General features: G+C 45.6%; 26 protein-coding genes. 16 read left to right on the forward strand and 10 right to left on the reverse strand.

The genetic code is table 11. The annotated features are described in order from the left end of the window. The first annotated feature begins 114 nt into the window (after positions 1 to 114). Positions 115 to 984 (forward strand): polysaccharide deacetylase family protein, encoded by an 870-nt coding sequence (locus tag ACQCVH_RS04965; protein ID WP_426834715.1) that lies wholly within the window; start codon positions 115 to 117, stop codon positions 982 to 984. Positions 985 to 1,023: 39 nt separating this feature from the next. Here ACQCVH_RS04965 and ACQCVH_RS04970 read toward each other — a convergent pair whose 3' ends face one another. Together ACQCVH_RS04970 and ACQCVH_RS04975 are read right to left on the reverse strand one after the other, a co-directional pair. Continuing rightward, positions 1,024 to 1,353 carry a hypothetical protein gene (locus ACQCVH_RS04970; protein WP_426834716.1) on the reverse strand — a complete coding sequence of 110 codons (330 nt, stop codon included), beginning with the start codon at positions 1,351 to 1,353 and terminating at the stop codon, positions 1,024 to 1,026. A gap of 59 nt (positions 1,354 to 1,412) precedes the next feature. Further along, positions 1,413 to 1,847, reverse strand: coding sequence for a DUF1885 family protein (locus ACQCVH_RS04975; RefSeq protein ID WP_426834717.1), 435 nt, complete (start codon positions 1,845 to 1,847; stop codon positions 1,413 to 1,415). Between the two features lie 252 nt (positions 1,848 to 2,099). Between ACQCVH_RS04975 and ACQCVH_RS04980 the strand changes: the two genes are divergently transcribed. Further along, entirely contained in the window at positions 2,100 to 2,222 is a 123-nt protein-coding gene (locus ACQCVH_RS04980; RefSeq protein ID WP_224903960.1) for a GapA-binding peptide SR1P, read from the forward strand. A 300-nt stretch (positions 2,223 to 2,522) separates the two neighbouring features. On the opposite strand, the gene ACQCVH_RS04985 is transcribed toward ACQCVH_RS04980, so the two are convergent. Continuing rightward, on the reverse strand, positions 2,523 to 3,992 hold the full coding sequence (locus tag ACQCVH_RS04985; protein WP_426834718.1) for an aminotransferase class I/II-fold pyridoxal phosphate-dependent enzyme: 1,470 nt from the start codon (positions 3,990 to 3,992) through the stop codon (positions 2,523 to 2,525). Between the two features lie 283 nt (positions 3,993 to 4,275). Here ACQCVH_RS04985 and ACQCVH_RS04990 point away from each other — a divergent pair, with 283 nt between their 5' ends. Then, on the forward strand, positions 4,276 to 5,235 hold the full coding sequence (locus tag ACQCVH_RS04990; protein ID WP_426834719.1) for an NAD(P)H-dependent flavin oxidoreductase: 960 nt from the start codon (positions 4,276 to 4,278) through the stop codon (positions 5,233 to 5,235). A gap of 69 nt (positions 5,236 to 5,304) precedes the next feature. After that, positions 5,305 to 5,577: a UPF0223 family protein gene (locus ACQCVH_RS04995; protein ID WP_009791105.1), complete on the forward strand. Its 273-nt coding sequence runs from the start codon at positions 5,305 to 5,307 to the stop codon at positions 5,575 to 5,577. A gap of 61 nt (positions 5,578 to 5,638) precedes the next feature. Here the strand turns inward: ACQCVH_RS04995 and ACQCVH_RS05000 are convergent, their stop codons facing one another. Beyond that, a complete protein-coding gene (locus tag ACQCVH_RS05000; protein ID WP_426834720.1) occupies positions 5,639 to 6,259 on the reverse strand; it encodes a YktB family protein in 621 nt (206 codons plus the stop codon). Positions 6,260 to 6,453: 194 nt separating this feature from the next. Between ACQCVH_RS05000 and ACQCVH_RS05005 the strand changes: the two genes are divergently transcribed. The 3 genes from ACQCVH_RS05005 to ACQCVH_RS05015 all read left to right on the forward strand — a co-directional run bounded on the left by ACQCVH_RS05005 (position 6,454) and on the right by ACQCVH_RS05015 (position 8,204). Next, positions 6,454 to 6,648 carry a hypothetical protein gene (locus ACQCVH_RS05005; protein ID WP_224903971.1) on the forward strand — a complete coding sequence of 65 codons (195 nt, stop codon included), beginning with the start codon at positions 6,454 to 6,456 and terminating at the stop codon, positions 6,646 to 6,648. A gap of 298 nt (positions 6,649 to 6,946) precedes the next feature. Further along, entirely contained in the window at positions 6,947 to 7,747 is an 801-nt protein-coding gene (locus ACQCVH_RS05010) for an inositol monophosphatase family protein (RefSeq protein WP_426834721.1), read from the forward strand. Then, a complete protein-coding gene (locus tag ACQCVH_RS05015) occupies positions 7,734 to 8,204 on the forward strand; it encodes a GNAT family N-acetyltransferase (protein WP_426834722.1) in 471 nt (156 codons plus the stop codon). Before ACQCVH_RS05010 ends, ACQCVH_RS05015 begins: the two co-directional genes overlap by 14 nt. Positions 8,205 to 8,431: 227 nt before the next feature. Here ACQCVH_RS05015 and ACQCVH_RS05020 read toward each other — a convergent pair whose 3' ends face one another. Continuing rightward, on the reverse strand, positions 8,432 to 8,617 hold the full coding sequence (locus ACQCVH_RS05020) for a YlaF family protein (RefSeq protein ID WP_257990496.1): 186 nt from the start codon (positions 8,615 to 8,617) through the stop codon (positions 8,432 to 8,434). 262 nt (positions 8,618 to 8,879) lie between these two features. On the opposite strand from ACQCVH_RS05020, the gene typA reads away from it, so the two are divergent. Genes typA through ACQCVH_RS05035 form a run of 3 tightly spaced genes read left to right on the forward strand, consistent with a single transcriptional unit; the run spans position 8,880 to position 11,364 of the window. After that, positions 8,880 to 10,718 (forward strand): translational GTPase TypA, encoded by a 1,839-nt coding sequence (gene typA / locus ACQCVH_RS05025; RefSeq protein WP_009791111.1) that lies wholly within the window; start codon positions 8,880 to 8,882, stop codon positions 10,716 to 10,718. A 23-nt stretch (positions 10,719 to 10,741) separates the two neighbouring features. After that, positions 10,742 to 11,053, forward strand: a complete 312-nt coding sequence (locus tag ACQCVH_RS05030) for a YlaH-like family protein (RefSeq protein WP_224903981.1) — start codon at positions 10,742 to 10,744, stop codon at positions 11,051 to 11,053. Between the two features lie 23 nt (positions 11,054 to 11,076). Further along, the gene (locus tag ACQCVH_RS05035; protein ID WP_426834942.1) at positions 11,077 to 11,364 is read left to right on the forward strand and encodes a hypothetical protein; all 288 of its coding nucleotides are present in this window, start codon (positions 11,077 to 11,079) and stop codon (positions 11,362 to 11,364) included. Positions 11,365 to 11,490: 126 nt separating this feature from the next. On the opposite strand, the gene ACQCVH_RS05040 is transcribed toward ACQCVH_RS05035, so the two are convergent. Beyond that, a complete protein-coding gene (locus ACQCVH_RS05040) occupies positions 11,491 to 11,934 on the reverse strand; it encodes a hypothetical protein (protein WP_426834723.1) in 444 nt (147 codons plus the stop codon). Further along, positions 11,928 to 12,128, reverse strand: coding sequence for a YlaI family protein (locus tag ACQCVH_RS05045; RefSeq protein ID WP_009791115.1), 201 nt, complete (start codon positions 12,126 to 12,128; stop codon positions 11,928 to 11,930). Before ACQCVH_RS05045 ends, ACQCVH_RS05040 begins: the two co-directional genes overlap by 7 nt. A 257-nt stretch (positions 12,129 to 12,385) precedes the next feature. On the opposite strand from ACQCVH_RS05045, the gene ACQCVH_RS05050 reads away from it, so the two are divergent. After that, on the forward strand, positions 12,386 to 12,841 hold the full coding sequence (locus tag ACQCVH_RS05050) for a pyridoxamine 5'-phosphate oxidase family protein (RefSeq protein ID WP_426834724.1): 456 nt from the start codon (positions 12,386 to 12,388) through the stop codon (positions 12,839 to 12,841). A 39-nt stretch (positions 12,842 to 12,880) separates the two neighbouring features. Here the strand turns inward: ACQCVH_RS05050 and ACQCVH_RS05055 are convergent, their stop codons facing one another. Beyond that, positions 12,881 to 13,483: a YhcN/YlaJ family sporulation lipoprotein gene (locus ACQCVH_RS05055; protein WP_426834725.1), complete on the reverse strand. Its 603-nt coding sequence runs from the start codon at positions 13,481 to 13,483 to the stop codon at positions 12,881 to 12,883. A 240-nt stretch (positions 13,484 to 13,723) separates the two neighbouring features. Here ACQCVH_RS05055 and ACQCVH_RS05060 point away from each other — a divergent pair, with 240 nt between their 5' ends. Beyond that, complete coding sequence (locus tag ACQCVH_RS05060) at positions 13,724 to 15,052, forward strand: PhoH family protein (RefSeq protein WP_426834726.1); 1,329 nt, start codon at positions 13,724 to 13,726, stop codon at positions 15,050 to 15,052. A 230-nt stretch (positions 15,053 to 15,282) separates the two neighbouring features. On the opposite strand, the gene ACQCVH_RS05065 is transcribed toward ACQCVH_RS05060, so the two are convergent. Continuing rightward, the gene (locus ACQCVH_RS05065) at positions 15,283 to 15,780 is read right to left on the reverse strand and encodes a peptidyl-prolyl cis-trans isomerase (protein ID WP_426834727.1); all 498 of its coding nucleotides are present in this window, start codon (positions 15,778 to 15,780) and stop codon (positions 15,283 to 15,285) included. Positions 15,781 to 15,990: 210 nt separating this feature from the next. On the opposite strand from ACQCVH_RS05065, the gene ACQCVH_RS05070 reads away from it, so the two are divergent. From ACQCVH_RS05070 to pyc, 3 genes are all read left to right on the forward strand, one after another. Then, positions 15,991 to 16,272, forward strand: coding sequence for an Fpa/YlaN family protein (locus ACQCVH_RS05070; protein ID WP_094768883.1), 282 nt, complete (start codon positions 15,991 to 15,993; stop codon positions 16,270 to 16,272). 223 nt (positions 16,273 to 16,495) lie between these two features. Further along, positions 16,496 to 17,704 (forward strand): FtsW/RodA/SpoVE family cell cycle protein, encoded by a 1,209-nt coding sequence (locus ACQCVH_RS05075; protein WP_426834728.1) that lies wholly within the window; start codon positions 16,496 to 16,498, stop codon positions 17,702 to 17,704. Between the two features lie 225 nt (positions 17,705 to 17,929). Beyond that, positions 17,930 to 21,370: a pyruvate carboxylase gene (gene pyc, locus ACQCVH_RS05080; protein WP_426834729.1), complete on the forward strand. Its 3,441-nt coding sequence runs from the start codon at positions 17,930 to 17,932 to the stop codon at positions 21,368 to 21,370. Positions 21,371 to 21,489: 119 nt separating this feature from the next. Here the strand turns inward: pyc and ACQCVH_RS05085 are convergent, their stop codons facing one another. Continuing rightward, complete coding sequence (locus tag ACQCVH_RS05085) at positions 21,490 to 22,467, reverse strand: COX15/CtaA family protein (RefSeq protein ID WP_426834730.1); 978 nt, start codon at positions 22,465 to 22,467, stop codon at positions 21,490 to 21,492. A 533-nt stretch (positions 22,468 to 23,000) separates the two neighbouring features. On the opposite strand from ACQCVH_RS05085, the gene cyoE reads away from it, so the two are divergent. Further along, entirely contained in the window at positions 23,001 to 23,939 is a 939-nt protein-coding gene (gene cyoE, locus ACQCVH_RS05090) for a heme o synthase (RefSeq protein WP_257990506.1), read from the forward strand. The last annotated feature ends 43 nt before the right edge of the window (positions 23,940 to 23,982 follow it).

Below are 23,982 nucleotides of genomic sequence, written 5' to 3' on the forward strand. Positions count from 1 at the left end.
AATATATTACGGATAAAAAGGGGGAGTTATTTCGATTGTCTACCAGTTACAAACCATTTTCTATATTAACATTTTATAAGTATAATAAAAAGCATAATGCTTATTGGAGGGGTAATGATGTACAAAAAAACTGTCAGCATGGTACTGTCTGTCATGCTGCTTTCTGCATGCGGTACAGGCGGAGAAGCAGGCGAAGATAAGGGAGAAGAACCTAAAGATACCGTGGAAACGGCCAAAGATGAGGGAAGCAGCAATGCAGAAAAAGCTGCTGAAATTGAAGAAGAAAGTGATTCAGAAGCCGAGGAAACCGGATCACATGAGGAACAGCCGGCTGAAACTGAGGATAAAGAGCCATTATACCGCATCAATGAAAATAACTGGACCATTGAGCCCCTGGCAGATGCCAACAAAAAAGTGGTGCTCCTTACCATTGACGATGCGCCTGATAAACATGCCGTAGAGATGGCCAAAACGCTGCACCGGCTCGGTGTTAACGCCATATTTTTTGTGAACGGGCATTTTCTGGATACCCCGGAGGAAGAAGAAAAATTGAAAGAGATACATAATCTTGGTTTTCCAATCGGGAACCATACATACAGCCACAGTAACTTAAAGGAAATTTACCCGGCACAGCAAAAGGAAGAAGTGCTGAAATTAAATAAACGTGTAGAGGAAATCATCGGAGAAAAGCCGCGGTTTTTCAGGGCTCCTTTTGGAATAAATACCGATGAAAGCAGGGAGGCTGCTGCAGCGGAAGGGATGGAGCTCATGAACTGGACATATGGATATGATTGGGAAAAGGACTATCAGAACAAAGAGGCTTTGACGGACATTATGGTCAATTCCCCTTATCTGACCGACGGGGCCAATCTGCTGATGCATGACAGAGATTGGACAAATGCGGCGCTGGAAGGGATTGTAAAAGGCCTGCAGGCAAAAGGTTATGAAATCGTGGATCCTGAAAGAATCCAAACAGCTTTATAAAGCAGAAAAAGAGCGGCATCCGAGTGCCGCTCTTTTTCTTTATCTTCTTTCATTCCCTTTAAATAATCTAGTGATTATAGTAGTGACTGCAAAAAAGAGCAGAAAATAACTCAGCTCTGTCAATACGAGGGGCGTTAGCTTGTAGTTCGTTTCTTTTTCCAGCGGAGATTCAAATTGTATAACCACCGGATATGCATCCACCTGCTCTGGCAGATAGCTGGTCTGCTCGGCAAAAGGGAAAGGACCCCCGAATAGAAGATTCTGTGTTAATGAATCTGGCTTAACTTCCAGCCTTGCGTCAAAGATGAAAGGGGACACAAAAGTAAAAGCCAGACTGACTATCGTAATGATTAGCACTCTTTTCTTCAAGCTGACAACTCCTTAATACCTGAAAACTTAATTCAACGAATCTATATTATCATACCTTATTATTTTCGCCCGTTAAAGTACATAATTCTGCCGTTGAACAGCTGCAGTTCAGCCTGGAGTTTTTTCGCTAAAAATCTGCAGAACTCATTTGCTTTGCTTTTGTCGCCCATTGCTGCATTTTCCGGCAAGGTAAGCTGTATATAGGACTGAATCCGGTCTGTACTGTCAGCATCCAGTACAGTTTCTGTACCTACTCCTATCAGTATCGTATTATAACGGTCATCCATAGATTTCAACCAGAACCATTTTCCATCACCTTGTGCATGTTCCTTTATTTCATAAGGAAAGGCTGCTCTGCTGTATCCCCAGTCAACCTGATCGCCGGTTTTTGCTGTTATTGACTTATAATATTCAAGTAGACCTTTTACCTCCTCGATTGTAATCGTTTCCTGGCTTGCTGTTTTAACCAATTTTATGTAAGCACTGCTTGACATGAAGGATCCTCCTTTTAAAAGGCAGAATATTTCGATTTTATTTTATCATTTTTTGGGGATTCTGTAACCTTCCAGGAGATATTGTTAGGCAATTATTCTTTACTATCTGGAAATAGGGATAAAAATACGCAAAATCACGCTAAATGTGTCATACAATTTAGGCTTGATATTTTAATAATGTTATAATATTATTGATTTAGATAAAATAAAACGCTTTCAAAACCAAATTCAGCGAAAAAGGGGATTGAAAAGATGGGGACAATTGTATGTCAGGATTGCAATTCAACAATCGATCACTTTGAAGATGAAAAGGTAACGGTTCTGTATGCAAAATGCAGCTGCAGAAAAGGCGGGCAAAAAGAGAAAAGCAATTAAATCTGCATTAAGAATGATCTTATAGAAGAAAGCATGCAAAAAATGCATGCTTTCTTTTTTAATGTTTAGGTATTTTATAATTAGTAAGCCTTGTGGATTATTATCAATTCTTGATCCGCGTCCAGCAGCTGCGCCGAGGTCACAAGCCAAATCTCCCAAAAAGACATAGAAAGCCTTTCCGGGAGGTTCGTCTTGAGGGCTCCCAGGATGGGGGTCATGCAGACGCTGCCACAGGACGTGGCGTTTTTAGTCTGCGTTCCTTAAGGGTGATCAAGGCGCTTGCGCTTTTGTTCAATATTCTTACCTGATCGCTTTATGCTCTTTTATCACACGCAGGAATTTAAAGTCGTAGTCCTCTGGTCCCTGGACAGGCAGTCCTGCCTCCATATTTGTTTTAATATAGACAAGATTGTCTTTCGTGATGATTTCCCCTGGAATGAAGATTGGGATTCCAGGAGGGTAGACCATAATAAATTCTGCAATAATGCGCCCTTCAGATTCGTCAAAAGGGACAAGTTCAGTCTCTGCATAAAAAGCATCCCGGGGCGTTAATGAAAGCACCGGTATATTAGGCAGCATGACCTTTGCATCTTTGCGTTCGGTTTCTTGAAGTCCGCCTGCAGATAATTCCCTGAGTGCCGCAAGCAGGGCATCTGCTTCTTGTTTTGTATCTCCTGGGGTAATGATGCAGAGAATGTTATATAAATCTGATAGCTCGACCTCGATATTAAACTTCTCGCGGAGCCATTTTTCTACATCATATCCTGTTACATTCAATTCCTTCACAGAGATGATCAGTTTGGTCGGATCATAGTCATAAGCCGCCCTGGTTTCAAGGATTTCTTCACCGACACAGTAGAGGCGGTCAATCTCATTGATTTCTTTCCTCATATACTGCGCCAGGTCTATAGTCCGTTCAATCAGCTCTTTCCCCTCTGTAGCGAGCCTTCTTCTTGCAACATCAAGAGACGCAAGCAGCAGATAGGAAGTAGAAGTAGTTGTCAGCATGCTTAGAATCGACTGGACGCGCTTAGGGGAAACGAGATTTCCTTTGACATTTAAAATGGAACTTTGCGTCATCGATCCGCCTAATTTATGGACACTGGTAGCGGCCATATCTGCGCCCGCCTGCATCGCTGACATCGGCAGGTCTTCATGGAAATGAATGTGAACGCCATGTGCCTCATCCACAAGGACCGGCACTTCATAGGAATGAGCGATTTCGACAATCTCCTTAAGGTTTGCTGATATGCCGAAATAAGTAGGGTTGATGACCAGCACACCTTTAGCATCCGGATGCTGGCTAAGCGCCTTTTCCACAGAATCTGTGGTGATTCCATGCGATATTCCCAGGTTTTCATCAACCTCCGGGTGGATGAAAATAGGGGTCGCACCTGAGAAAACAATAGCCGACATAACAGATTTATGAACATTTCTCGGGACGATGATTTTGTCTCCAGGGCCGCATACTGCCATGACCATTGTCATGATCGCTCCGCTGGTTCCCTGAACTGAAAAGAATGTATGGTCTGCACCAAATGCTTCTGCAGCCAAATCCTGCGCCTGCTTGATGATTCCTTTTGGCTGGTGGAGATCATCAAGGGGGCCGATGTTAATCAAGTCGATTGACAGGGCATTATCCCCGATAAATTCACGGAACTCCGGGTCAATTCCCGCCCCTTTTTTGTGGCCGGGTATATGAAACTGAATAGGGTTCTTTTTTGCATGTTCCAGTAAACCGCTGAATAACGGTGTTTCAGATTGTAGCAACTATTCCCACACCTCTTTAATCAATGTCGTTAATATACTTATAAAACAAATGAATTATAGCATTAAAGCATATGGATGCAAAGCGATTCTAGCCGGTATTAGCAGGCAAATTTGCAGAGCGGCTGAACATATGCCTTTTCTGTAGCATTCGATCAAATCCGGCTGGCTATTCGCCGGCCGCCCAAACAGCCGATCTCCAGTTTCCTGCCTGTTAAAAAAGGAATTTTCAGCAGCTGTCCCGAAGTATTTGAAGTAGGATTGATAAGAAAAAGGAGAGACGAAGATGAAATGGCAGACTAGAGTAACGGAACTATTGGATATACAGTACCCGATCATTCAGGGAGGCCTCGCCCATCTTGCGTATTCTGAGCTTGCCGGAGCGGTATCCAATGCGGGCGGGCTGGGCCAGATAACGGCCATGTCGCTGTCTTCGCCGGAGGAGCTCAAGGAGGAAATCAGAAAGGTCAAGAAAATAACGGAAAAGCCTTTTGGGGTCAATTTTGCCATCGGGCAGCACGGCAGGCCATTTGAAGACTTCCTGGAAGCTGCGATTCTTGAGGGTGTCCCGGTCATCTCCATGACGGGAGGGAATCCTGCCCCGATATTTGAGATGCTGAAAGGGACGGATGTAAAGAAGCTTGTGCTTGTGGCGGCCAGAAGGCAGGCTGTTAAAGCAGAGGAACTTGGCGCGGATGCAGTAATGGTTGTCGGCCAGGAAGGGGGAGGGCATCTTGGAAGGACAGATACCGGGACGATGGTGCTTGTTCCCCAGGTTTCAGATGCTGTGTCGATTCCTGTGATCGCCTCTGGCGGGATCGGCGACGGAAGGGGCCTGATGGCTGCCTTGAGCCTTGGTGCGGAAGGAATTGAAATGGGCACTAGATTTGTGGCAACAGAGGAATGCGTGCATGCTTCAAAGCTGTATAAAGAAAAGCTTGTCGGGGGCTCGGAAAACGACACACTTGTCATTAAACGTTCGATCGGGGCACCGGCGAGGGTCATTGCCAATTCATGGGCAAATAGAATATTGGAAATTGAAAAGAATAATGGAAGTTATGAAGAACTGAAGGATTATATAAGCGGGCAGGCAAACAAGCGCTATATTTATAAGGGCTCCGAAGATGAAGGATTTGCCTGGGCAGGGCAGGTGATGGGCTTGATCAGGGATATTCCTTCAGCGGGAGATCTTGTCAGCAGGATAATCAAAGAAGCAGAAGATATCCGGCGCTCATGGGCAGACTAGGACTGGAATTGCAAAAACTTCTTGTACTGGTTAAAATCAGCTAAGATGCTTGAAGAGGGGTGAACATCTTTGGAATATCAGTATCCAATCGACCCGGATTGGTCGACAGAAGAAATTGTAGACGTGATAAAATTCTTTGAAAGCGTTGAAGCCGCTTATGAAAAAGGGGTCGACAGGGAGATCCTAATGGATTCCTACCGCCGCTTTAAAGAAATTGTACCAGGCAAGGCACAGGAAAAGACAGTCTGCAGTGAATTTGAAGAGACAAGCGGGTATTCGCCATACCGTTCCGTCAAAGCAGCCAAAGAGGCAAAAGCCGGAGATAAAGTTAAAATGAAGTAAACAAAAGAACCTGCATCGGTCAGATGCAGGTTCTTTTGGCAGTTTGGGCGTCTGGACCTGTTTATGCCATTTTGTATAGGGGTAATAGATTTTTAAATACAGTATCAGCTTTCTGCAGGAATTCCTCAGAGCTGAGCTTGATGGCTTCTTCACGGGGTATGTTGACACCGCAGAGGATTTCCGCCTTTTTAACGTTTTCCAGGCGGTCGAACATGGCCTCAAGTTCTTCCTTGTCCAGGGAACTGTGAGGAACGGCGCCAGGCTTTGTGTGATCTCCTGACCATACATAGCTGCCGGGGATGCTGCTGTAAATTTCGCTTAAGTTTTTCTTTAATGCGGCCCCGAGTTCCTTTTTGTTGGGTGCTTCGTAAATGGTGGCAAACCAAATGAATACATGGCTTTCCCATAATCCGATCTGAAAATGGGGGAGCATTTTATATCCTCTTGGATTAGCCGCAAAGGCAACCCAGGTATCATTTGGCGGATTGATTGTCCTTCTGGCATGCTTGGCAACATGGGGATGCATTTCATCTCCTGTAAGAGCTGATAAGCCCGGTGCAAAATAACTGCCCAGCTCTTCAAGCTTTGGACGGATATTTTCTTTCAAGCTATCCATTCTTTCTTCCAGTCCATCTATTTTAAAAACATCGAAGTCTGCATTGGAAAAGCCGGTGAATGGCATATGTATAACCTCCTGCTGATTTTGGCAACATTGTAGCACAGCGCAGGGAAAAGAGGAAATGAACAGCTTCGGACCTATTTATTTACAGACAATGGGTATCAGCACAATTTTGTTGCAACTGCTTTGAGGCCCTCATATTATAATAAAAAAAGGTATCTGAAAATTCAATTAAAATCGGAAGGGGTGCAAGATCCATGAAACAATTGATGAATTCTGTAAAGAAAAAAGCCGGTGAAAAGGAAAGAACCGCCGTACTGAGGCTTGAGATGGATTATGAACTGGCGACGCTATTCGAAGCAATGGGCGAAAATAATGAGAGTGTCAAAATTAGATCAAAACAAAAGCTCGAAAGGATACGTGAAGAGCTGGTTAGGCTGAAAGCACTGTAAGGGAAAGGCTCCCGCAATTATTTGAAAATATATATAAAGATTCATTAAAAAGGAGAAAAAATGTCAGAATGGTCGACTGAAAACATCTATAGAAAATAAAAACGGGCTCCCGGGAACATGGCTGGAGTCCGTTTATTATTTTTCCGGAAGGGAAAAAAGAATGATATTGCTTAATAGAGTGATGCGGGGGGACGCTATGCTTGAGAAGTTCCTGCATTTCCGATAATCTTATCATTAATATACGGCCGGGCCCCAGGGGGCTGGCAGCTGGAGCCTGGCCTTTACGGAGGAAAGAGAAATGACGAACTGGGATCATATTGATGAAAAAGCAAAAGAATGGGTTAAAGAAGCCGGGAGGCGGATCAAGGATTCTTTTAAGAAAACGCTGACCATTGAAACGAAATCCAACCGCAATGACCTTGTGACTGACATCGACCAGGCCACCGAGCAGTTCTTTATAAAAAAAATCAATGAAACATATCCTGAGCACCGCATTTTTGGCGAAGAAGGATTTGGCGACAAAATAGAGAATCTGGATGGAGTCGTCTGGATCATTGACCCAATTGATGGAACGATGAATTTTGTTCATCAGCAAAGGAATTTCGCCATTTCGATCGGGATCTATGAAGATGGGGTTGGAAAAATCGGCCTTATTTACGATGTGGTCCATGATGAGCTTTATCATGCATTCCAGGGAAAAGGCGCCTATCTGGACGATATACAAATACCTAGACTTAAAGAAGCAAGTGTCCAGGATGCAATCATAGGGCTGAATGCGACCTGGGTCACTGAAAACAAACGAATCGACCCCAGCCTTTTGGCTCCGCTTGTCAGGGATGTTAGAGGCACCCGTTCATACGGTTCTGCCGCTATTGAAATGGCCTATGTTGCAACAGGCCGCATCGATGCATATATTTCACTGAGGCTGGCCCCTTGGGATTTCGCTGGAGGAAATATCCTCATAACCGAATTGGGAGGCAAAGCGACTACCCTGAAAGGGGAAGACCTGAACCTGTTAGAGCAAAGCTCAGTTTTCATCTGCAAGCCTGGCCTGCATGAAAAGATTCTCAGGGACTATTTGCATAATGGCAGCTGGTGAGATCAGCTCAAGGAGCCTTTCAGCCGGTGACTATGCTTTTTTTCAATATCTGGCTGACCATTCAGCAGAATGGAAGGTGCTGGAGACACAAGGGAGAGGTATTGAGGAATATATAGAGGAACATTCGGAACTTGATGGAGAATGGAGAGTGTGGGAAAAGGATGGTGAAAGGGCGGGTATTACCTTCCACGTAACAAGGGCCCCTTCAAACCAGAAGCCCTGGATCGGGACTCTCCTCGTTGATCCGGACAGAAGGGGGACAGGCATTGGCCGCGGGATCCTCTCGGCAATTGCGGAAGAATTGTCTGCAGATCATAAAGCAGTATTTTCCGCTGTTCCTGCAAGTGAATCCGGCTGGCTGGAGTTTCTTTCGAAGAGCGGCTTTGAGCAGTATAAATCCGAAAAAGATGAAGCAGGCAAAGAGCACCTCCTTTTACTGAGGCCTCTTCAGCCATGAACTGCATCAGACTAAGAAAAGCGCAAGCGCCTTGGCCATCCTAAAGTGAACCCAGACTAAGGGAGCCGCCTCATGCGGCAGCGTCTGCAAGACCGGCTTCCTGTGACCACGAGGGGAAGGCTCAGCTGCTAGACAGTAGCCAATTTCGAAAAAAAAATAGACACTTTCTTATTCTGTAAAAAAGAAGCCGGCACCCCAATGGGCCGGCTTCTTCGCTGGTTCTATGTTTATAATAACCCGTTTTCACGCATTTTCTTCTTTGTTTTAAACCCGAAGCCCATCACAAGCACAAGGGCTGCAATGCAGGCAAATACGCCGAATACGCTTTTCTCGGCAATCGATATGCCGACACCCATGATGCAGGCTGCTGCTGCCACGGCAAAGAATAATAAAGGCCACTTAATGTTTTTCAAAAGAATCCACCTCCCAAAAGTTTAACCGGAACCAGGCACCTGAAGATTCACTAAAGTTATACGCAAGCCCGGGATTGAACAATGAAAATGTATATGAAGCCCAGTCTTAAGGTATAGTGTAAATATGTGTTCTCCTCTTTAAAATTTATTTTACACAAAAAACTTTTAGTTTACCACTGTCATTATGGTATAATGTTTTAGTTGTGATTGTTTATAAAGCTTTAAAATAAATTAGCTTAGAATATAGCTAGGAGTGAATTTTTTGAAAATCAGAGAAGATCTTCGCAATATCGCGATTATTGCCCACGTTGACCACGGAAAAACAACACTTGTTGACCAGCTGCTGAAGCAGTCAGGAACTTTCCGGACTAATGAGCATGTGGAAGAACGTGCGATGGATTCCAATGACCTTGAAAGAGAGCGCGGAATTACCATCCTGGCTAAAAATACAGCCATCCAGTACAAAGATACCAGGATCAATATCCTCGATACCCCAGGCCACGCTGACTTTGGCGGCGAGGTTGAGCGTATCATGAAAATGGTTGACGGTGTTCTGCTGGTTGTCGACGCATATGAAGGCTGTATGCCGCAGACGCGCTTTGTATTGAAAAAAGCGCTTGAACAGAACCTGACGCCAATTGTTGTTGTCAACAAAATAGACCGTGACTTTGCACGCCCTGCAGAAGTCATCGACGAGGTCCTTGACCTGTTCATCGAGCTTGATGCCAATGAAGAACAGCTCGAGTTCCCTGTCATATATGCATCTGCAATCAATGGAACAGCAAGTACAGATCCTGAAAAGCAGGATGAAAACATGCAGTCCCTTTATGATGCGATTGTAGACCATATCCCTGCACCGGTTGATAACAGCGAAGAACACCTTCAATTCCAGGTTGCCCTTCTTGACTATAACGACTATGTCGGAAGAATCGGAATCGGCCGTGTTTTCCGCGGAACCATGCAGGTTGGCCAGCAGGTTGCCCTCATGAAGCTTGACGGAAGTGTAAAACAATTCCGTGTAAGCAAAATATTTGGCTTCTTCGGTCTGAAGCGCCAGGAAATCCAGGAAGCGAAGGCAGGCGACCTGATCGCCGTTTCCGGAATGGAAGATATCAATGTAGGGGAAACCGTTACACCTGTTGAGCATCAGGAAGCCCTTCCTGTCCTCCGCATCGACGAGCCTACACTGCAGATGACATTCCTGGTTAATAACAGTCCATTCGCAGGAAGAGAAGGCAAGTTTGTTACATCACGTAAAATTGAAGAAAGGCTTCGTGCCCAGCTTCAGACAGATGTAAGTCTTCGCGTTGAGAACACTGAGTCACCGGATGCGTGGGTCGTGTCAGGACGCGGTGAGCTTCACCTATCCATCCTGATTGAAAATATGAGACGAGAAGGCTATGAGCTTCAGGTATCAAAGCCTGAGGTCATCGTAAAAGTAATCGACGGTGTAAGATGCGAGCCTGTTGAGCGCGTCCAGATCGATGTTCCTGAGGAGCATACTGGTTCAATCATGGAATCAATCGGTGCCCGCAAAGGCGAAATGCTTGATATGATTAATAACGGCAGCGGCCAGGTCCGCCTGATCTTTAACGTTCCTGCACGCGGCCTGATCGGCTATACAACAGAATTCCTGACGCTTACACGCGGATATGGAATCATTAACCATTCCTTTGACAGCTATCAGCCAATGGCACAGGGCCAGGTCGGCGGAAGGCGCCAGGGTGTTCTCGTATCCATGGAAAGCGGAAAAGCCTCTACCTACGGAATCATGCAAGTTGAAGACAGAGGAATCATCTTCCTGGAAGCCGGAACAGAAATCTATGAAGGCATGATCGTTGGAGAACATACTCGTGAGAATGACATTACTGTCAATATCACGAAAGTAAAACAGGCTACCAATATCCGTTCTGCCAATAAAGACCAGACTGCTACTATGAAGAAGCCGCGCATCATGACGCTTGAAGAAGCGCTTGAATATCTGAATGATGATGAGTATTGCGAAGTGACTCCGGAATCCATTCGCCTCCGCAAGAAAATCCTGGATAAGAACGAACGTGAACGGATCGCTAAAAAGAAGAAATACGCTGAAACGAACTAAGGCTTTATAAGGAGGAGAGCAATATGAATGTTGCTGAACGCCTGTCTTTTTTCGCTGCGTTATATAAAGTGGACGAGAATCCCGAGCTGGGCATGTGGCTGCTCTATATAACCATCATTCTTTTATGTGTAGTCGTATTCAAACTCGGATTCGCCAAAAAGCTCCCGCTGGCAAAGTCAGCTGTTATCTATTTGTTTTTGATTCTGGGCTGTACGGTCCTCACCTTTTTGGGAGTTTTCCTTCCAATCGGGGAGGGGCTGGTGGTTGCCGCCCTTATCCTGATCATCTATAAAATCAGGCTGCATCAGCAGAAAAAACAGGAAGCAGGGATATAGCAGCGGGGAGGCGGGTCGATATGATGAAATCTACGCAGGATTCAATCTATAATTGGCTTACGATCAAGGTTGTGTGTGACGCGCGGCCGGAGGATACTGCAGCTGGAGATACGGAAGCAATGTTCAAAGCCATCCTGACTGAGGACTTAAAGCTTTCTGAGATTGAAGCTATTAAAGAGGCGGACTTTTACACTGTCTATTTTACAGATAATGATGAAAGAAAAAGCTTCCGTTATCCGGCTGAGCTGATTGATGTCATGCTGGACCAGATCAATGAAGAGCCCGAGAAATATCCGAACTTCCCTTTATAAAAAGGCTCTGTTAGTGCTTCATGCCGGTTTTGGCTCATTTGGGTGAAGCTTTTCCGCACAGCTGAATGGCAGCCCAAAATCAACAGTAATGTTTGACACAGCCTATAGAAAAACCCGCTTACCCCTTCAGGGCAAGCGGGTTTTTCTTATTCCCAGCCAAAAGAAGGCGGCGAGGGCGGTGCTGTATAGAAGATGGCCTGCTGTCCACACTGTGAAAGCCATCATATCACCCGGAGGCGGTACCTGCCGCACTGCCAGAAGGGAGAGCGGAAAATAGAGCAGGAGGGCAGGAAGAGTGATGGCAAACGACCATATAAAGCACCTCGGCAGTGTGGGGCCTGTCCCTTTCTCCAAAATAAGCATCAGGCCAAAGCTCAACAGCAGTGAAAACAGAAGATGAAAAGAGAATTCAGATGCCTCGCTCCAGCGATAATCTCCCAGCACGGGGATAAAATCGATATTCAGCAGCAGCACATACACTTTCATGCCGGTCAATGTTTCAGCGGCCTTCAGGAATAAACCCAATAAGATGCCTGCTCCCGCCCCGGAGGCAAGGGCGGTTTTTACCATTCCTCTTCTTCCGTGCGGCTTCGGTAAAGCTTAAAATTGCCTGTGGCGGCCCTTTGGTTGGTTTTTTCAGTTATTCTTTCTTCACATGGCTTGCACATATACGTATGAATTGGGCGGTTCCGCAGGCGTTTGGCCTGGAATGATTCATTTTCAATTGATTCTATCTTATCGCAAAGCACACATTTTACTCTCATACTGACACCCCGATTTATTAGTAGTAGTTGAATGATCAGAAGTATTAAGCACTGGTCCTGTCGGCAGCCCGCAGCCTCTTTTCAGCCGCAGGGACAGCCTGTTAGTATAGCTGCTTATCTATATTGCTTATCTATATTATAGTACAGTTCGGCAAGAGTTTCGAATAGAGATTGCACTGGCGGCAAGCCATCAGGGAAGGGGTTCTTGAAAGTTGGGGAAAGTCATACTATTATAGGACTAAGAGGAGGGGAAAGTAATGGCAAATCAAGTTGAGCCGAGGCTGATCAAGCCCTTATTCGATGAGCTTCAGCAGGAGCGGTTTGTTACTCTCGCAACAGTGGACCATGAAACAGGCGGCCCGAACGTGAATGCTATATCATGGGTCCTGGCAAAGGATGAAGAAACGATCTGCTTTGCTATTGACAGCAGATCTAAGATTATTGAAAATATCAAGAGCAACAGGCATGCCGTCATCAATATCATTGCAAATGAATCTACATACTCCATCCAGGGAGAAGCGGCAGTGAAGCTGGAAAGAATGGAATCTGTCCCCCTGAAGCTGGCACTTGCAGAACTAAAAATCAGTGAAGTAAGGGATGTCATGTTTTATGGATCAAAAATGACAGCTGATCCCCAATATGACAAAACGTATGACAAAACAGCAGCAGAGAGGCTCGATCAGCAGGTGATGGAGGCCATGAAAAAAGCTTAGTCGCGGGACTAAGCTCTTTTTTTACAGAAAAACAACTCTTTAATCTTTATGGTAATTAGATTGCTTCTGCTGCTTATCTTCGAGCTGGGAACGTTCAGTCTCGTTAAGTTTGTTCTTTGGCTCCTCGGTTGCATTCTTTGGCTGGGGATCTGTGATATCCCCGGGAACTTCCGGCATGATTCTTCCCGTGATATCTGCGAGTTCATTCATTATGCCCTGGATCGGACGGCCGTTTTGTATATCCTGTCCGACTTCCCTGATCCTGGCATTCAAGTCCGGGTCTGCTACTACAAGCGCTCTTGCCCCATGAGGGTCGTTGCGCAGGCTTTCTGTAACAGAATATTTGATGGAGCCCACTTCAGATCTGTCTATGTCTTTATCCACATCAATCCCTACAATGGCATATCCTGCGAAAACCACCGCCGCCGCATCTTTGACATTTGGCACCCTTTCTGCCAAATCTACAAGATGCCTTGAGATTTCCTGTTCAGATTCCCTGCTGTCATTCGTTATGGTGCTGTTTTTAACATTCAGCAGATTCCGGCTGCCGTCATCTGCTGATTGGCTGTTCGCTGCACAGCCTGCCAGCATTGAAACAGCGGCTATACATCCAAGCAATTTCTTCAATTTAAGCACCTCCATTAATTCTTAGTCCAGGTGTTTTCCGGCTGCTGGAATCCACATGCCCGGAAAGTTCTTCGTAAGGATTATTCTGCAAAAATTCGTCTATCTTTATGCAGGAAAACATATAGTTTACCAAGGCTTGTTTCTTAAAGCTTATGATTGCTTCTTCAAGCCAGGCAATAGGCAGGCCCAAGACAGCGAAATATAAGCCCTTCAAGAAACATTCAGTTTGACCTACAAGGAGCAGGAGGCATCATATTGACGAAAATATATGTATTGGATACCAATGTCCTGCTGCAGGACCCGCATTCTATTTTTTCTTTTGAAGACAATGAAGTAGTCATCCCGGCAGTTGTCCTGGAAGAGGTTGACTCTAAGAAACGATATATGGACGAGGTCGGAAGAAATGCAAGGCAGGTTTCTAGACTGATCGACAATCTGAGGGAAACCGGCAAGCTGCATGAAAGGATACAGCTTGAAAATGGCGGGGGGCTTAGAATTGAACTGAATCACCGATCCTTTCATGAACTGCAGGAAATATTCATTGAAAAAACAAATGATAACCGGATCCTTGCAGTCGCAAAGAATCTTTCGCTGGAAGAAGAGACTAAGGAAAACGGCCGCCCGGTCATACTTGTCAGCAAAGATGCTTTAGTGAGGGTGAAGGCGGACGCAATCGGGCTTCAGACAGAGGATTTCCTGAGTGACAGGGTGGTTGAGAATGACCATATTTATACGGGTTTTCTTGAGGTATATGTAAGCACCGATCTTTTGGGAAGATTTTATGAGAAAGGGGAGGTGCCGCTCGCTGATATAGCCAATCACCCTTTTTATCCCAACCAGTTCATTATCATGAAAGATGCACTGGGCACGTCTTCGTCTGCTATAGGCATTGTAGACCAGGCGGGGAAAAAAGCCAGGAAGCTTGTGTTTGACGGAGACCATATCTGGGGAATCCGCCCCCGCAACGTTCAGCAGACGATGGCAGCTGAGCTCCTTCTCCGCAAGGATGTGCCGCTGGTGACGCTGGTTGGAAAGGCAGGGACAGGGAAGACGCTGCTGGCGCTTGCCGCCGGCCTGATGCAGACAGAAGATTTTGGTGAGTATAAAAAGCTGCTGGTAGCAAGGCCGATTGTTCCGGTAGGCAAGGATATCGGCTATCTGCCGGGGGAAAAAGAAGAAAAATTAAGGCCGTGGATGCAGCCGATCTACGATAATCTGGAATATCTATTCAATGCCAAGAAACCGGGCGAGCTTGATGCCATCCTTGCAGGGATGGGGTCGATCGAGGTCGAGGCGCTCACATATATCAGGGGAAGAAGCGTCCCGGATCAGTATATCATCATAGATGAAGCCCAAAATCTTACCAAGCATGAAGTAAAAACCATCCTTACCCGGGTGGGGGAAGGAAGCAAGATTGTCCTGATGGGAGATCCGGAACAGATCGATCATCCGTATCTTGACGCCTTCAATAATGGACTTACTTATGTCGTGGAAAGATTCAAGGACCAGAAGATTTCAGGCCATACTAAGCTCATTAAAGGGGAAAGGTCAGGTCTGGCACAACTGGCGGCTGATCTTTTGTAAGAGGCATATCAGGCTAGCTGAAGCCAAACATAGCAGTTTAAATATCCCGGTTATCCTTCCGGGGGACCCGAAAAGGGAACTTGAGCCGCTATATCAGGAAAAGAGCCTGGTGGCCCCTTTTAAAAAATGCTTCTATAACACAAGAGCTGTTTGCGCACAGCAGAATGTTAAGCTTATGCCCATAATTAAAGAGGGCGGAGCATCCCGGCTCCCCCCTCCTGATTGATCATTCAGCGAACAATGAATTGCTTTATGTGCTTTATCGGATTGTCCTTATTGCTTCCGTCTCCGTAATAGACGTGAACAGGGCCGTCCTCTTTCAGCGGCTTGCCGTTCAGAGAATAGCCGAGGATCAGATTTTCAGCAGTTTCCAGCGTCATTTCCACCTCGCCGTCACCGGAAGAGATGACAAAGGAAGAGGCATCCTCCGCAGGTTCGGCATTTTTAAGAAAAGGCTTCAAAGGAATGCCGAAAGTACCATTCAGCACCTTTTCCTTCTCGAATTTTTTTTCGGTTTTCAGTGTCGGGGGATGGACAGCACCCTCCATGATTTCCCTGTCCCAATGCTTTGAGACTGATTTCGTATACTCTTCAAGCTCATCCTTTTTGATGGCATCAGCGTGAAAGAATTCTGTCAGGTCTACCCTTCGATCATCAAAAATCCATACACCGGGATCCAGTGTGATCTCAAATTTCACTTTTCCTTTTAACAAAATGATATTGTCCATAGCTAGCTACCTCCTGTATGTACCTTCTAAAATTATACCTATTTTTGTCTGTGAAAGATACTATGGGACCCTCACACAGAAAGCACTTCTTAGCGGGGTGCTGGTATTTATCCCCGCATATGCAGCTTTCCCCTTATATGTCTTGCATTTTTGCCTTCTTAAGTATAAAATTTATAGATAGATAATCGCTCGGAAACGGGGGGATCCATGTTGGCGTCAGAACTGATAGTCGATCATCAAGAAAAAGCCAATGCCTTGCTTAAGGCGGACGCTGATAAAATATTAAAGCTTATTAAAGTGCAGATGGATAATCTGACAATGCCCCAGTGCCCTTTGTATGAGGAAGTGCTTGATACGCAGATGTTCGGTTTATCCCGTGAAATAGATTTTGCCGTCCGGCTCGGGCTCATCGAGGAAAAGACAGGCAAAGCCATCCTGGGAGAGCTTGAAAAAGAACTCTCCATCCTGCATGAAGCTTCATTAAGAAAATAAATGTAAAAAACTCAAACTTTCTTTTAACACAAGGGTTTGAGTTTTTTTGTACATGCTGCGGTAAAGAAAAGAGTGGAGCATATTTTTTAAATAGTATGACATAATTCTTATGTTTGATGAATTAATATGTTACATGAAAATTAACATTTCTTTACTTCAATGCAGGAATCTCCTTTCTATAGTAGAATAGGTAATACAACGCAGAAGATGAGGAAGAGGTTGGATGTTCAAAAAAATATTAAAATCATACGATTACACATTGATTGCTGTCGTCGTTATGCTGGCATTATTCGGGCTGATTATGATTTACAGTGCAAGTATGGTAACTGCCGTCCAAAGGTACGGCTTTGAAAGCGACCACTTCTATCAAAGACAGAAGATCTATCTGTTTGGGGCAGCCTTAGCATTTATTTTTACAGCGCTCTTCCCTTATAAGGCGCTTATCAGCAATAAGATCCTTGTTCCGATGGTTTTCGGTTCATTGATCGGCCTTGGGGCATTGTTTGTATTCGGCCATGTAGCAGGGAATGCACAAAGCTGGTTTAAACTCGGGCCATTGAGCGTCCAGCCTTCAGAGTTTGTAAAGATTTTTGTTATTATTTACTTATCGGCCGTTTATGCAAAGAAACAGAGCTATATTGACCAGTTCAATAAAGGGGTTGTCCCTCCTTTGGTTTATTTGATCCTGGTCTGCATGCTTGTGGCAGTACAGCCGGATTTTGGGACAGCGGCAATCATTTTCCTGATATCGGCAACGATTATCCTGAGTTCCGGCATGAGCTACAAAAACATATTGAAGCTGTGCCTGATTGCCTTTATCATTGCACTCCCATTTATCCTGATTATGAATGACAAGCTTTTCTCTGATGTACAAATGGCCAGGATCCAGGTTCTTCAGGATCCTTTTGCAGATGCCCAGGATGATGGGTATCATCTCGTCAACTCCTTTCTGGCTCTCGGCGCAGGCGGTGTAAAAGGCCTCGGCCTCGGGCAGAGCGTACAGAAGCTTGGCTATCTGCCAGAACCGCACACAGACTTCATCATGGCTGTCATAGCGGAGGAACTGGGGGCATTCGGAGTTTGTTTCGTTTTGCTCTCACTTGGGTATATCGTTTTGAGGGGACTGTACATTGGGATGAAATGCAAGGATCCTTTCGGAAGCCTGCTTGCCATCGGCATTGCGGGGATGATCGGCATCCAGTCATTCATTAACCTCGGAGGGATCTCAGGGGTGATACCTCTGACAGGGGTCCCGCTTCCATTCGTGAGCTACGGAGGATCTTCACTTCTCCAGCTTTCAATTGCGATGGGGATTCTTGTAAACGTATCAATGTTTGTAAACTATGAATCTAAATATAAAAATAGAGCCAGCGAAAAACAGGCCGAACAAAACCAGAAAGTTTCCGGGGGAGCCTATTTTTATAAAAAATAAGCGCAGGGAACGTGTTTTCCTGTGTTTTTTTTACACATTCCTGCTCAATGCAGGAACGCTTTAAAGCTGCAGGCATTTAAATCAGGGCTGCAGGCTTTGGCCGCTTTGCTGCAGAATATCTGCTGCAAAGCGGCCGAAGTCTTTACATATAGCAATTCAAATTAGCCAAGCCTTTCTGCAATTTCCGGAAAGGAATCAAAAAAGACAATGAATGGGGTGGAATTTGTGAGCAGACAAATTAATAAAGTACTGGTTGCCAATAGAGGGGAAATCGCAATCCGGGTTTTTCGGGCTTGCACCGAGCTGAACATCCGGACCGTGGCTGTTTATTCTAAGGAAGATTCAGGCTCCTACCACCGGTATAAAGCAGATGAGGCGTATCTTGTCGGCGAAGGCAAAAAGCCGATTGATGCCTATCTGGATATTGAGGGAATTATCGGGATTGCGAAGGCAAGAAATGTAGATGCCATACATCCCGGCTACGGTTTTTTGTCAGAAAATATCGAATTTGCTAAAAGATGTGAAGAGGAAGGCATTATTTTTATCGGTCCAACATCCAGGCACCTGGATATGTTCGGGGATAAGGTAAAAGCAAAAGATCAGGCGATGCGTGCAGAAATCCCTGTCATTCCGGGCAGTGATGGGCCGGTCAAAAGCCTGGAAGAAGTCATATTGTTCGGCAAGGACCATGGGTTCCCGATCATCATCAAAGCCTCGCTCGGCGGCGGCGGCAGAGGGATGAGAATTGTCAGAAGCCTTGATGATGTAAAAGAGGCATACGACAGAGCAAAATCAGAAGCGAAGGCGGCTTTTGGAAACGATGAAGTATATGTAGAAAAATTCATCGAGAATCCAAAGCATATTGAGGTTCAGATCATCGGCGACAGAAGCGGGAACATCATCCACCTGTTTGAAAGGGACTGCTCAGTGCAGCGGCGGCATCAGAAAGTGGTTGAGGTTGCACCGTGCGTCTCCCTCTCTGAGGAGATGCGTGAAAGGATTTGCGGCGCAGCTGTAAGGCTGATGAAGAACGTTGATTACCTGAACGCCGGGACAGTGGAATTCCTTACCTCCGGGGACGACTTTTTCTTTATTGAAGTAAATCCGCGCGTGCAGGTAGAGCATACGATCACCGAAATGGTGACAGGAGTGGATATTGTACAGACACAGATCCTTGTCGCAGAAGGATTTGATCTCCATAGCCGGGAAGTTGGGATCCCCGCACAGGAGGATATAAAGATCAATGGCTATGCGATCCAGTCACGTGTTACTACTGAGGATCCTTTGAATAATTTTATGCCTGATACAGGAAAACTCATGACCTACCGATCCGGAGGCGGTTTCGGGGTAAGGCTCGATGCAGGCAACGGCTTCCAGGGGGCTGTTATAACCCCTTACTATGATTCCCTGCTTGTCAAGCTGTCTACATGGGCACTAACCTTTGAGCAGGCTGCTTCAAAAATGGTGAGGAACCTGCAGGAATTCAGGATTCGCGGAATCAAGACAAATATTCCTTTCCTTGAAAATGTCGTCAAGCACGAGAAGTTCATTACGGGGGAATATGATACATCTTTCATCGACAAATCGCCAGAGTTGTTTTTATTCCCTAAACGGAAAGACCGGGGCACTAAGATGCTGACATATATCGGCAATGTAACAGTGAACGGCTTCCCGGGGGTTGAGAAAAAGAAACGGCCGGTTTTCGAGAAGCCGAGGGTTCCGAAGCTGCGCTATAACCAGGAGTACCAGGACGGGTCGAAGCAGATCCTGGACAGCCAGGGTCCAGAAGGGCTAGTGAAATGGATCAAAGAACAGGAAAAGGTCCTTTTAACTGACACCACCTTCCGTGATGCCCACCAGTCCCTGCTGGCCACGCGGGTACGTACGACTGACATTCTGCATATCGCAGAACCGACGGCAAAGCTTCTGCCGGAAATGTTCTCATATGAAATGTGGGGAGGAGCAACCTTTGATGTTGCATACCGTTTCTTAAAAGAGGATCCTTGGGACAGGCTTCTCAAGCTCAGGGAAAAAATGCCGAATGTCCTTTTCCAGATGCTTTTAAGGGCTTCCAATGCTGTAGGCTATAAAAACTATCCTGATAATGTGATCAGGGAGTTTGTCCAAAAGTCTGCTTATGCAGGAATTGATGTTTTCCGTATTTTTGACAGCCTGAACTGGGTCAAAGGGATGGAAGTGGCGATAGAGGCGGTGCGTGATACCGGGAAAATAGCTGAAGCAGCCATCTGCTACACCGGCGACATTTCAGACAGCACGAGGACCAAGTATGATCTGGAATATTATAAATCCATGGCAAGGGAGCTTGAGAACCAGGGTGCGCATATTCTGGCAATCAAAGATATGGCCGGCCTCCTCAAGCCAAAGTCAGCGTATGAACTGATTTCAGAGCTTAAAGAAACCGTTGATATTCCTATCCATCTGCACATGCACGATACGAGCGGGAACGGCGTCATGACCTACAGCAAGGCTATCGAGGCCGGAGTGGATATTGTGGATGTTGCTTTAAGCACGATGGCCGGCCTGACTTCACAGCCAAGTGCAAGCTCTCTGTATTATGCTCTTTCAGGAGAGGAGCGCCAGCCTGAAGTAAATGTTGAAGCTTTGGAACAGCTGTCCCACTATTGGGAGGATGTGCGGAAATATTATCAGGATTTTGAGTCCGGAATGAAGTCTCCGCATACTGAGATATATAAGCATGAAATGCCGGGAGGGCAATACAGCAACCTGCAGCAGCAGGCAAAAGCGGTGGGCCTCGGCGATAAGTGGGACCTGGTCAAGGAAATGTATTCCCGGGTCAACCATATGTTCGGCGATATCATAAAGGTCACTCCTTCATCAAAGGTTGTCGGCGATATGGCTTTGTATATGGTCCAAAATGAATTGACAGAAGAGGATGTCATCACACGAGGACACTCGCTCGACTTCCCTGATTCTGTAGTTGAACTGTTTGAAGGGTCTCTCGGCCAGCCTTATGGCGGCTTCCCGAAAGAGCTTCAGGAGGTCATATTAAAGGGTAAAGAACCAATTACTGTAAGGCCGGGAGAGCTTTTGGAGGACGTGGATTTCGATAAGCTTAAAGAGAAGCTTTTCCACGAGCTGGGAAGGCCGGTTACAAGTTTTGAAGCGATTGCCTATGCGCTCTATCCGAAAGTATTCATGGAATACTGCAGCACTGTCGAACAGTTTGGCGATGTTTCTGTGCTGGATACGCCAACCTATTTATACGGACTGAGGCTGGGAGAAGAAATAGAAGTGGAAATTGAAACTGGAAAAACGCTGATTGTGAAGCTTGTCTCCATCGGCCAGCCGCAAGCGGACGGCACCAGGATCGTTTACTTTGAATTGAACGGGCAGCCGCGCGAGGTTTCCATCAAGGATGAAAGCATTAAAATTGCTGCTTCTGCAAAGATGAAGGCTGATCCTAAAAATGAGAAGCATATCGCAGCATCCATGCCAGGTACTGTCATTAAGGTGATTGTTGAAAAAGGGGAAAAAGTGGAGAAGGGCGACCATCTGATGATCACAGAAGCGATGAAGATGGAAACGACTGTACAGGCTCCTTACTCCGGTACTGTTGGTGATATCCATGTTTCAAACGGGGAAGCCATCCAGACTGGGGACCTTTTGATCGAGCTTTCGAAATAGAGATAAATCAGGGCCGCAAGAAAAACATAGTAAAAGAGGATGGGCAGCCAGTGAGTGCCCATCCTCTTTTTTATGAATACTGCAAGGAATCCATTTTCTATAAAGCCGTTTCGTGTTTCTTATTGAACAGGAACAGACCGGTGTGCGGCATTGCTTTCGTTTTCTGTTGCAGGCGGCACACTTGCAAGTGCTGCGGCGTTTTTCTTGCTCCTTGCAGTAAGGAGGATAAAATAGCTGAAAACACCGAACAGGCATGAGATGAAGAAGGCATGTCCAAGTGCAATGAACAAGTTGAGGCGGGATATAACAACCATCGCTCCAAAAGCAACCTGAAGGGAGACAAGGATAAATGATATGATCCATCCCCAGAACACGACCTTCTGGTGGCGGTAGTGCCTTATGGCCAATATAGTGATATAGCCTACCCAAAGAAAAATAATTCCGGCAGCAGCCCTGTGGCCCATCTGGATCCATTCGTACATATTGCCCGGCAGCATAATGCTGTCATTCAGGCAGAAGGGCCAATCGCGGCAAACAAGGCTGGCGTTGGTATGCCTTACGAGGGCACCGCTGTACACGACCGCATAGGAATAAACCGTAATGCCGATGATATGCTTTTGCATCCGTTTATCCAGGACCAGCTTTTCCGCCTGGAACTTTTTATCCACCTCAAAAATCAGAAGCGTAAGGAGCAGAACTGAAGCGAAAGAAATCAGAGAAATACCGAAATGAAGAGCCAGGACAAAATCCGATTGTCCCCATTTAACTGCAGCAGCGCCGATCAGTCCTTGGAGGACAAGGAAGAAAAAAGAGACAAGTGATAAAAATTTTGTTTCCCTCACATGGCCCAGCGCTTTCCAGGACCAGATTGAGAGTATCAGGACGAGTATGCCGACACCGCCGGATACAACACGGTGTGCAAGCTCGATGACCAGTTCCGGGGTTATATTGCTGGGGATGAGTTCTCCATGGCAAAGCGGCCAGGATCTCCCGCATCCCATCCCTGATTCTGTTTTTGTTACAAGAGCCCCTCCAAGGAGCACCATCAGCATTCCAATCGTTGTCAGCACTGCAAACCACTTAAGCAAACGCCGCAATCATGTCACCTTCTTTTAAATTAATTTCATAAATTGCCATAATAGACTTAATCTGTATAATAATAGGGTATAATAGTTCAGGTGGGTCAGCCAGCGCGGCATATCAGGAAAACGCTGACTGTTCGATACTACACAATTATGGAGGATTTTACAACTCCCCGGCAGCATATTCCGGCTATAATCTATTATTCATTCAAGTCAGTGTCACTATAGGTAAAATCCTCGTATTGCTTCAATTATATATTATGCTAAAAAAGTAACCTGTTACAATGTTTGTCGTCTCCTCGACACAAATTAGTCATAATTAATTCGAAAAAAATTCACAAAAAAAAGCCAAAGTATGATTTAATATACAGAGGCATAGTTATTTTTCTACACAAACTTTTGACATTTTTTATGACATTTGAATAGTAATAACTGCTATTTCAATTAGCATTCCCTCGTTTTCTGTTGCAAATATAGCATCGTATTACTTATAGTAGTTGTAGTGTAGAAAAGCTTTATTTGTGATAAGGGTTAAAGGAGGAGAAGTTATGGCAAACACAAGGGCTTTCAGTGAAGCTGCTTTAGAAAACAGTGAACGAAGCCTTCAAGCCAATATACCGGAGACAACTGCATGGAAGGATTTCCTGGCGCTTATCAAGGTAGGTATAATCAATTCAAACATGATCACTACCTTCACTGGTTTGTGGCTGGCCCTTCATTTTACAGATCAGCATTTTTTCAACAATCTTGATATTGTTTTTTATACACTGGTCGGATCTTCTCTGATCATTGCGGGTTCCTGTGCATTCAACAATTACTATGACCGCGATATCGACCATTTGATGGAAAGGACAAAAGACAGGCCTACAGTTACAGGAAAGGTCAGCCCGGGCAGGGTGGCACTGCTGAGCATATCCACCATCGCATTGGGAACCTTGCTGCTGCTTCTTGCATCACCTGCAGCGGCTGTAATTGGATTGATAGGCGTCTTTAGCTATGTAGTCCTCTATACAATGTGGACTAAGCGGAAATATGTTTCCAACACAATCGTAGGAAGCATTTCCGGAGCTGTGCCCCCGCTGATCGGCTGGGCTGCAGTCGACGGAAACCTGGACATGATAGCATGGGCGCTGTTCCTTGTTATGTTTGCCTGGCAGCCTCCGCATTTCTATGCACTTGCCATGAGGCGTGCAGAGGAATACAGGGCAGCAGGCATACCGATGCTTCCGGTTGTAAAAGGGTTCCGCACAACGAAAAAACATATTTTTGCATGGCTGGCGGTGCTTCTGCCGCTGCCGCTGATGCTTACATCTCTCGGCCTTCCATTCCTGATCCTTGCTTCGGCATTGAATATCGGCTGGATTGTCCTTGGGATCTATGCCAACAAATTCAAGGATGATATTAAGTGGGCAAAGGCAATGTTCATTTACTCGCTTCAATATCTGACGATTATGTTTGTGGCAATGGTGATCGTTACACTCATTTAACCTTTGTTAGGAGATTCCCTTCCGCGCACCAGCGGGGGAGGGA

The sequence above is a fragment of the Bacillus infantis genome, assembly GCF_050107595.1.
GTDB classification, from domain to species: Bacteria; Bacillota; Bacilli; order Bacillales; family Cytobacillaceae; genus Bacillus_AB; species Bacillus_AB infantis_C.

Excerpts from the sequence above, each read along its gene's own strand:
- ACQCVH_RS04965 (WP_426834715.1), top strand. The coding sequence starts at position 115 with ATGATGTACAAAAAAACTGTCAGCATGGTACTGTCTGTCATGCTGCTT.
- ACQCVH_RS04975 (WP_426834717.1), bottom strand. The coding sequence starts at position 1,847 with ATGTCAAGCAGTGCTTACATAAAATTGGTTAAAACAGCAAGCCAGGAA.
- ACQCVH_RS04980 (WP_224903960.1), top strand. The coding sequence starts at position 2,100 with ATGGGGACAATTGTATGTCAGGATTGCAATTCAACAATCGATCACTTT.
- ACQCVH_RS04990 (WP_426834719.1), top strand. The coding sequence starts at position 4,276 with ATGAAATGGCAGACTAGAGTAACGGAACTATTGGATATACAGTACCCG.
- ACQCVH_RS05000 (WP_426834720.1), bottom strand. The coding sequence starts at position 6,259 with ATGCCATTCACCGGCTTTTCCAATGCAGACTTCGATGTTTTTAAAATA.
- ACQCVH_RS05005 (WP_224903971.1), top strand. The coding sequence starts at position 6,454 with ATGAAACAATTGATGAATTCTGTAAAGAAAAAAGCCGGTGAAAAGGAA.
- ACQCVH_RS05010 (WP_426834721.1), top strand. The coding sequence starts at position 6,947 with ATGACGAACTGGGATCATATTGATGAAAAAGCAAAAGAATGGGTTAAA.
- ACQCVH_RS05015 (WP_426834722.1), top strand. The coding sequence starts at position 7,734 with ATGGCAGCTGGTGAGATCAGCTCAAGGAGCCTTTCAGCCGGTGACTAT.
- ACQCVH_RS05030 (WP_224903981.1), top strand. The coding sequence starts at position 10,742 with ATGAATGTTGCTGAACGCCTGTCTTTTTTCGCTGCGTTATATAAAGTG.
- ACQCVH_RS05035 (WP_426834942.1), top strand. The coding sequence starts at position 11,077 with ATGAAATCTACGCAGGATTCAATCTATAATTGGCTTACGATCAAGGTT.
- ACQCVH_RS05040 (WP_426834723.1), bottom strand. The coding sequence starts at position 11,934 with ATGGTAAAAACCGCCCTTGCCTCCGGGGCGGGAGCAGGCATCTTATTG.
- ACQCVH_RS05045 (WP_009791115.1), bottom strand. The coding sequence starts at position 12,128 with ATGAGAGTAAAATGTGTGCTTTGCGATAAGATAGAATCAATTGAAAAT.
- ACQCVH_RS05050 (WP_426834724.1), top strand. The coding sequence starts at position 12,386 with ATGGCAAATCAAGTTGAGCCGAGGCTGATCAAGCCCTTATTCGATGAG.
- ACQCVH_RS05055 (WP_426834725.1), bottom strand. The coding sequence starts at position 13,483 with ATGGAGGTGCTTAAATTGAAGAAATTGCTTGGATGTATAGCCGCTGTT.
- ACQCVH_RS05065 (WP_426834727.1), bottom strand. The coding sequence starts at position 15,780 with ATGGACAATATCATTTTGTTAAAAGGAAAAGTGAAATTTGAGATCACA.
- ACQCVH_RS05075 (WP_426834728.1), top strand. The coding sequence starts at position 16,496 with ATGTTCAAAAAAATATTAAAATCATACGATTACACATTGATTGCTGTC.
- cyoE (WP_257990506.1), top strand. The coding sequence starts at position 23,001 with ATGGCAAACACAAGGGCTTTCAGTGAAGCTGCTTTAGAAAACAGTGAA.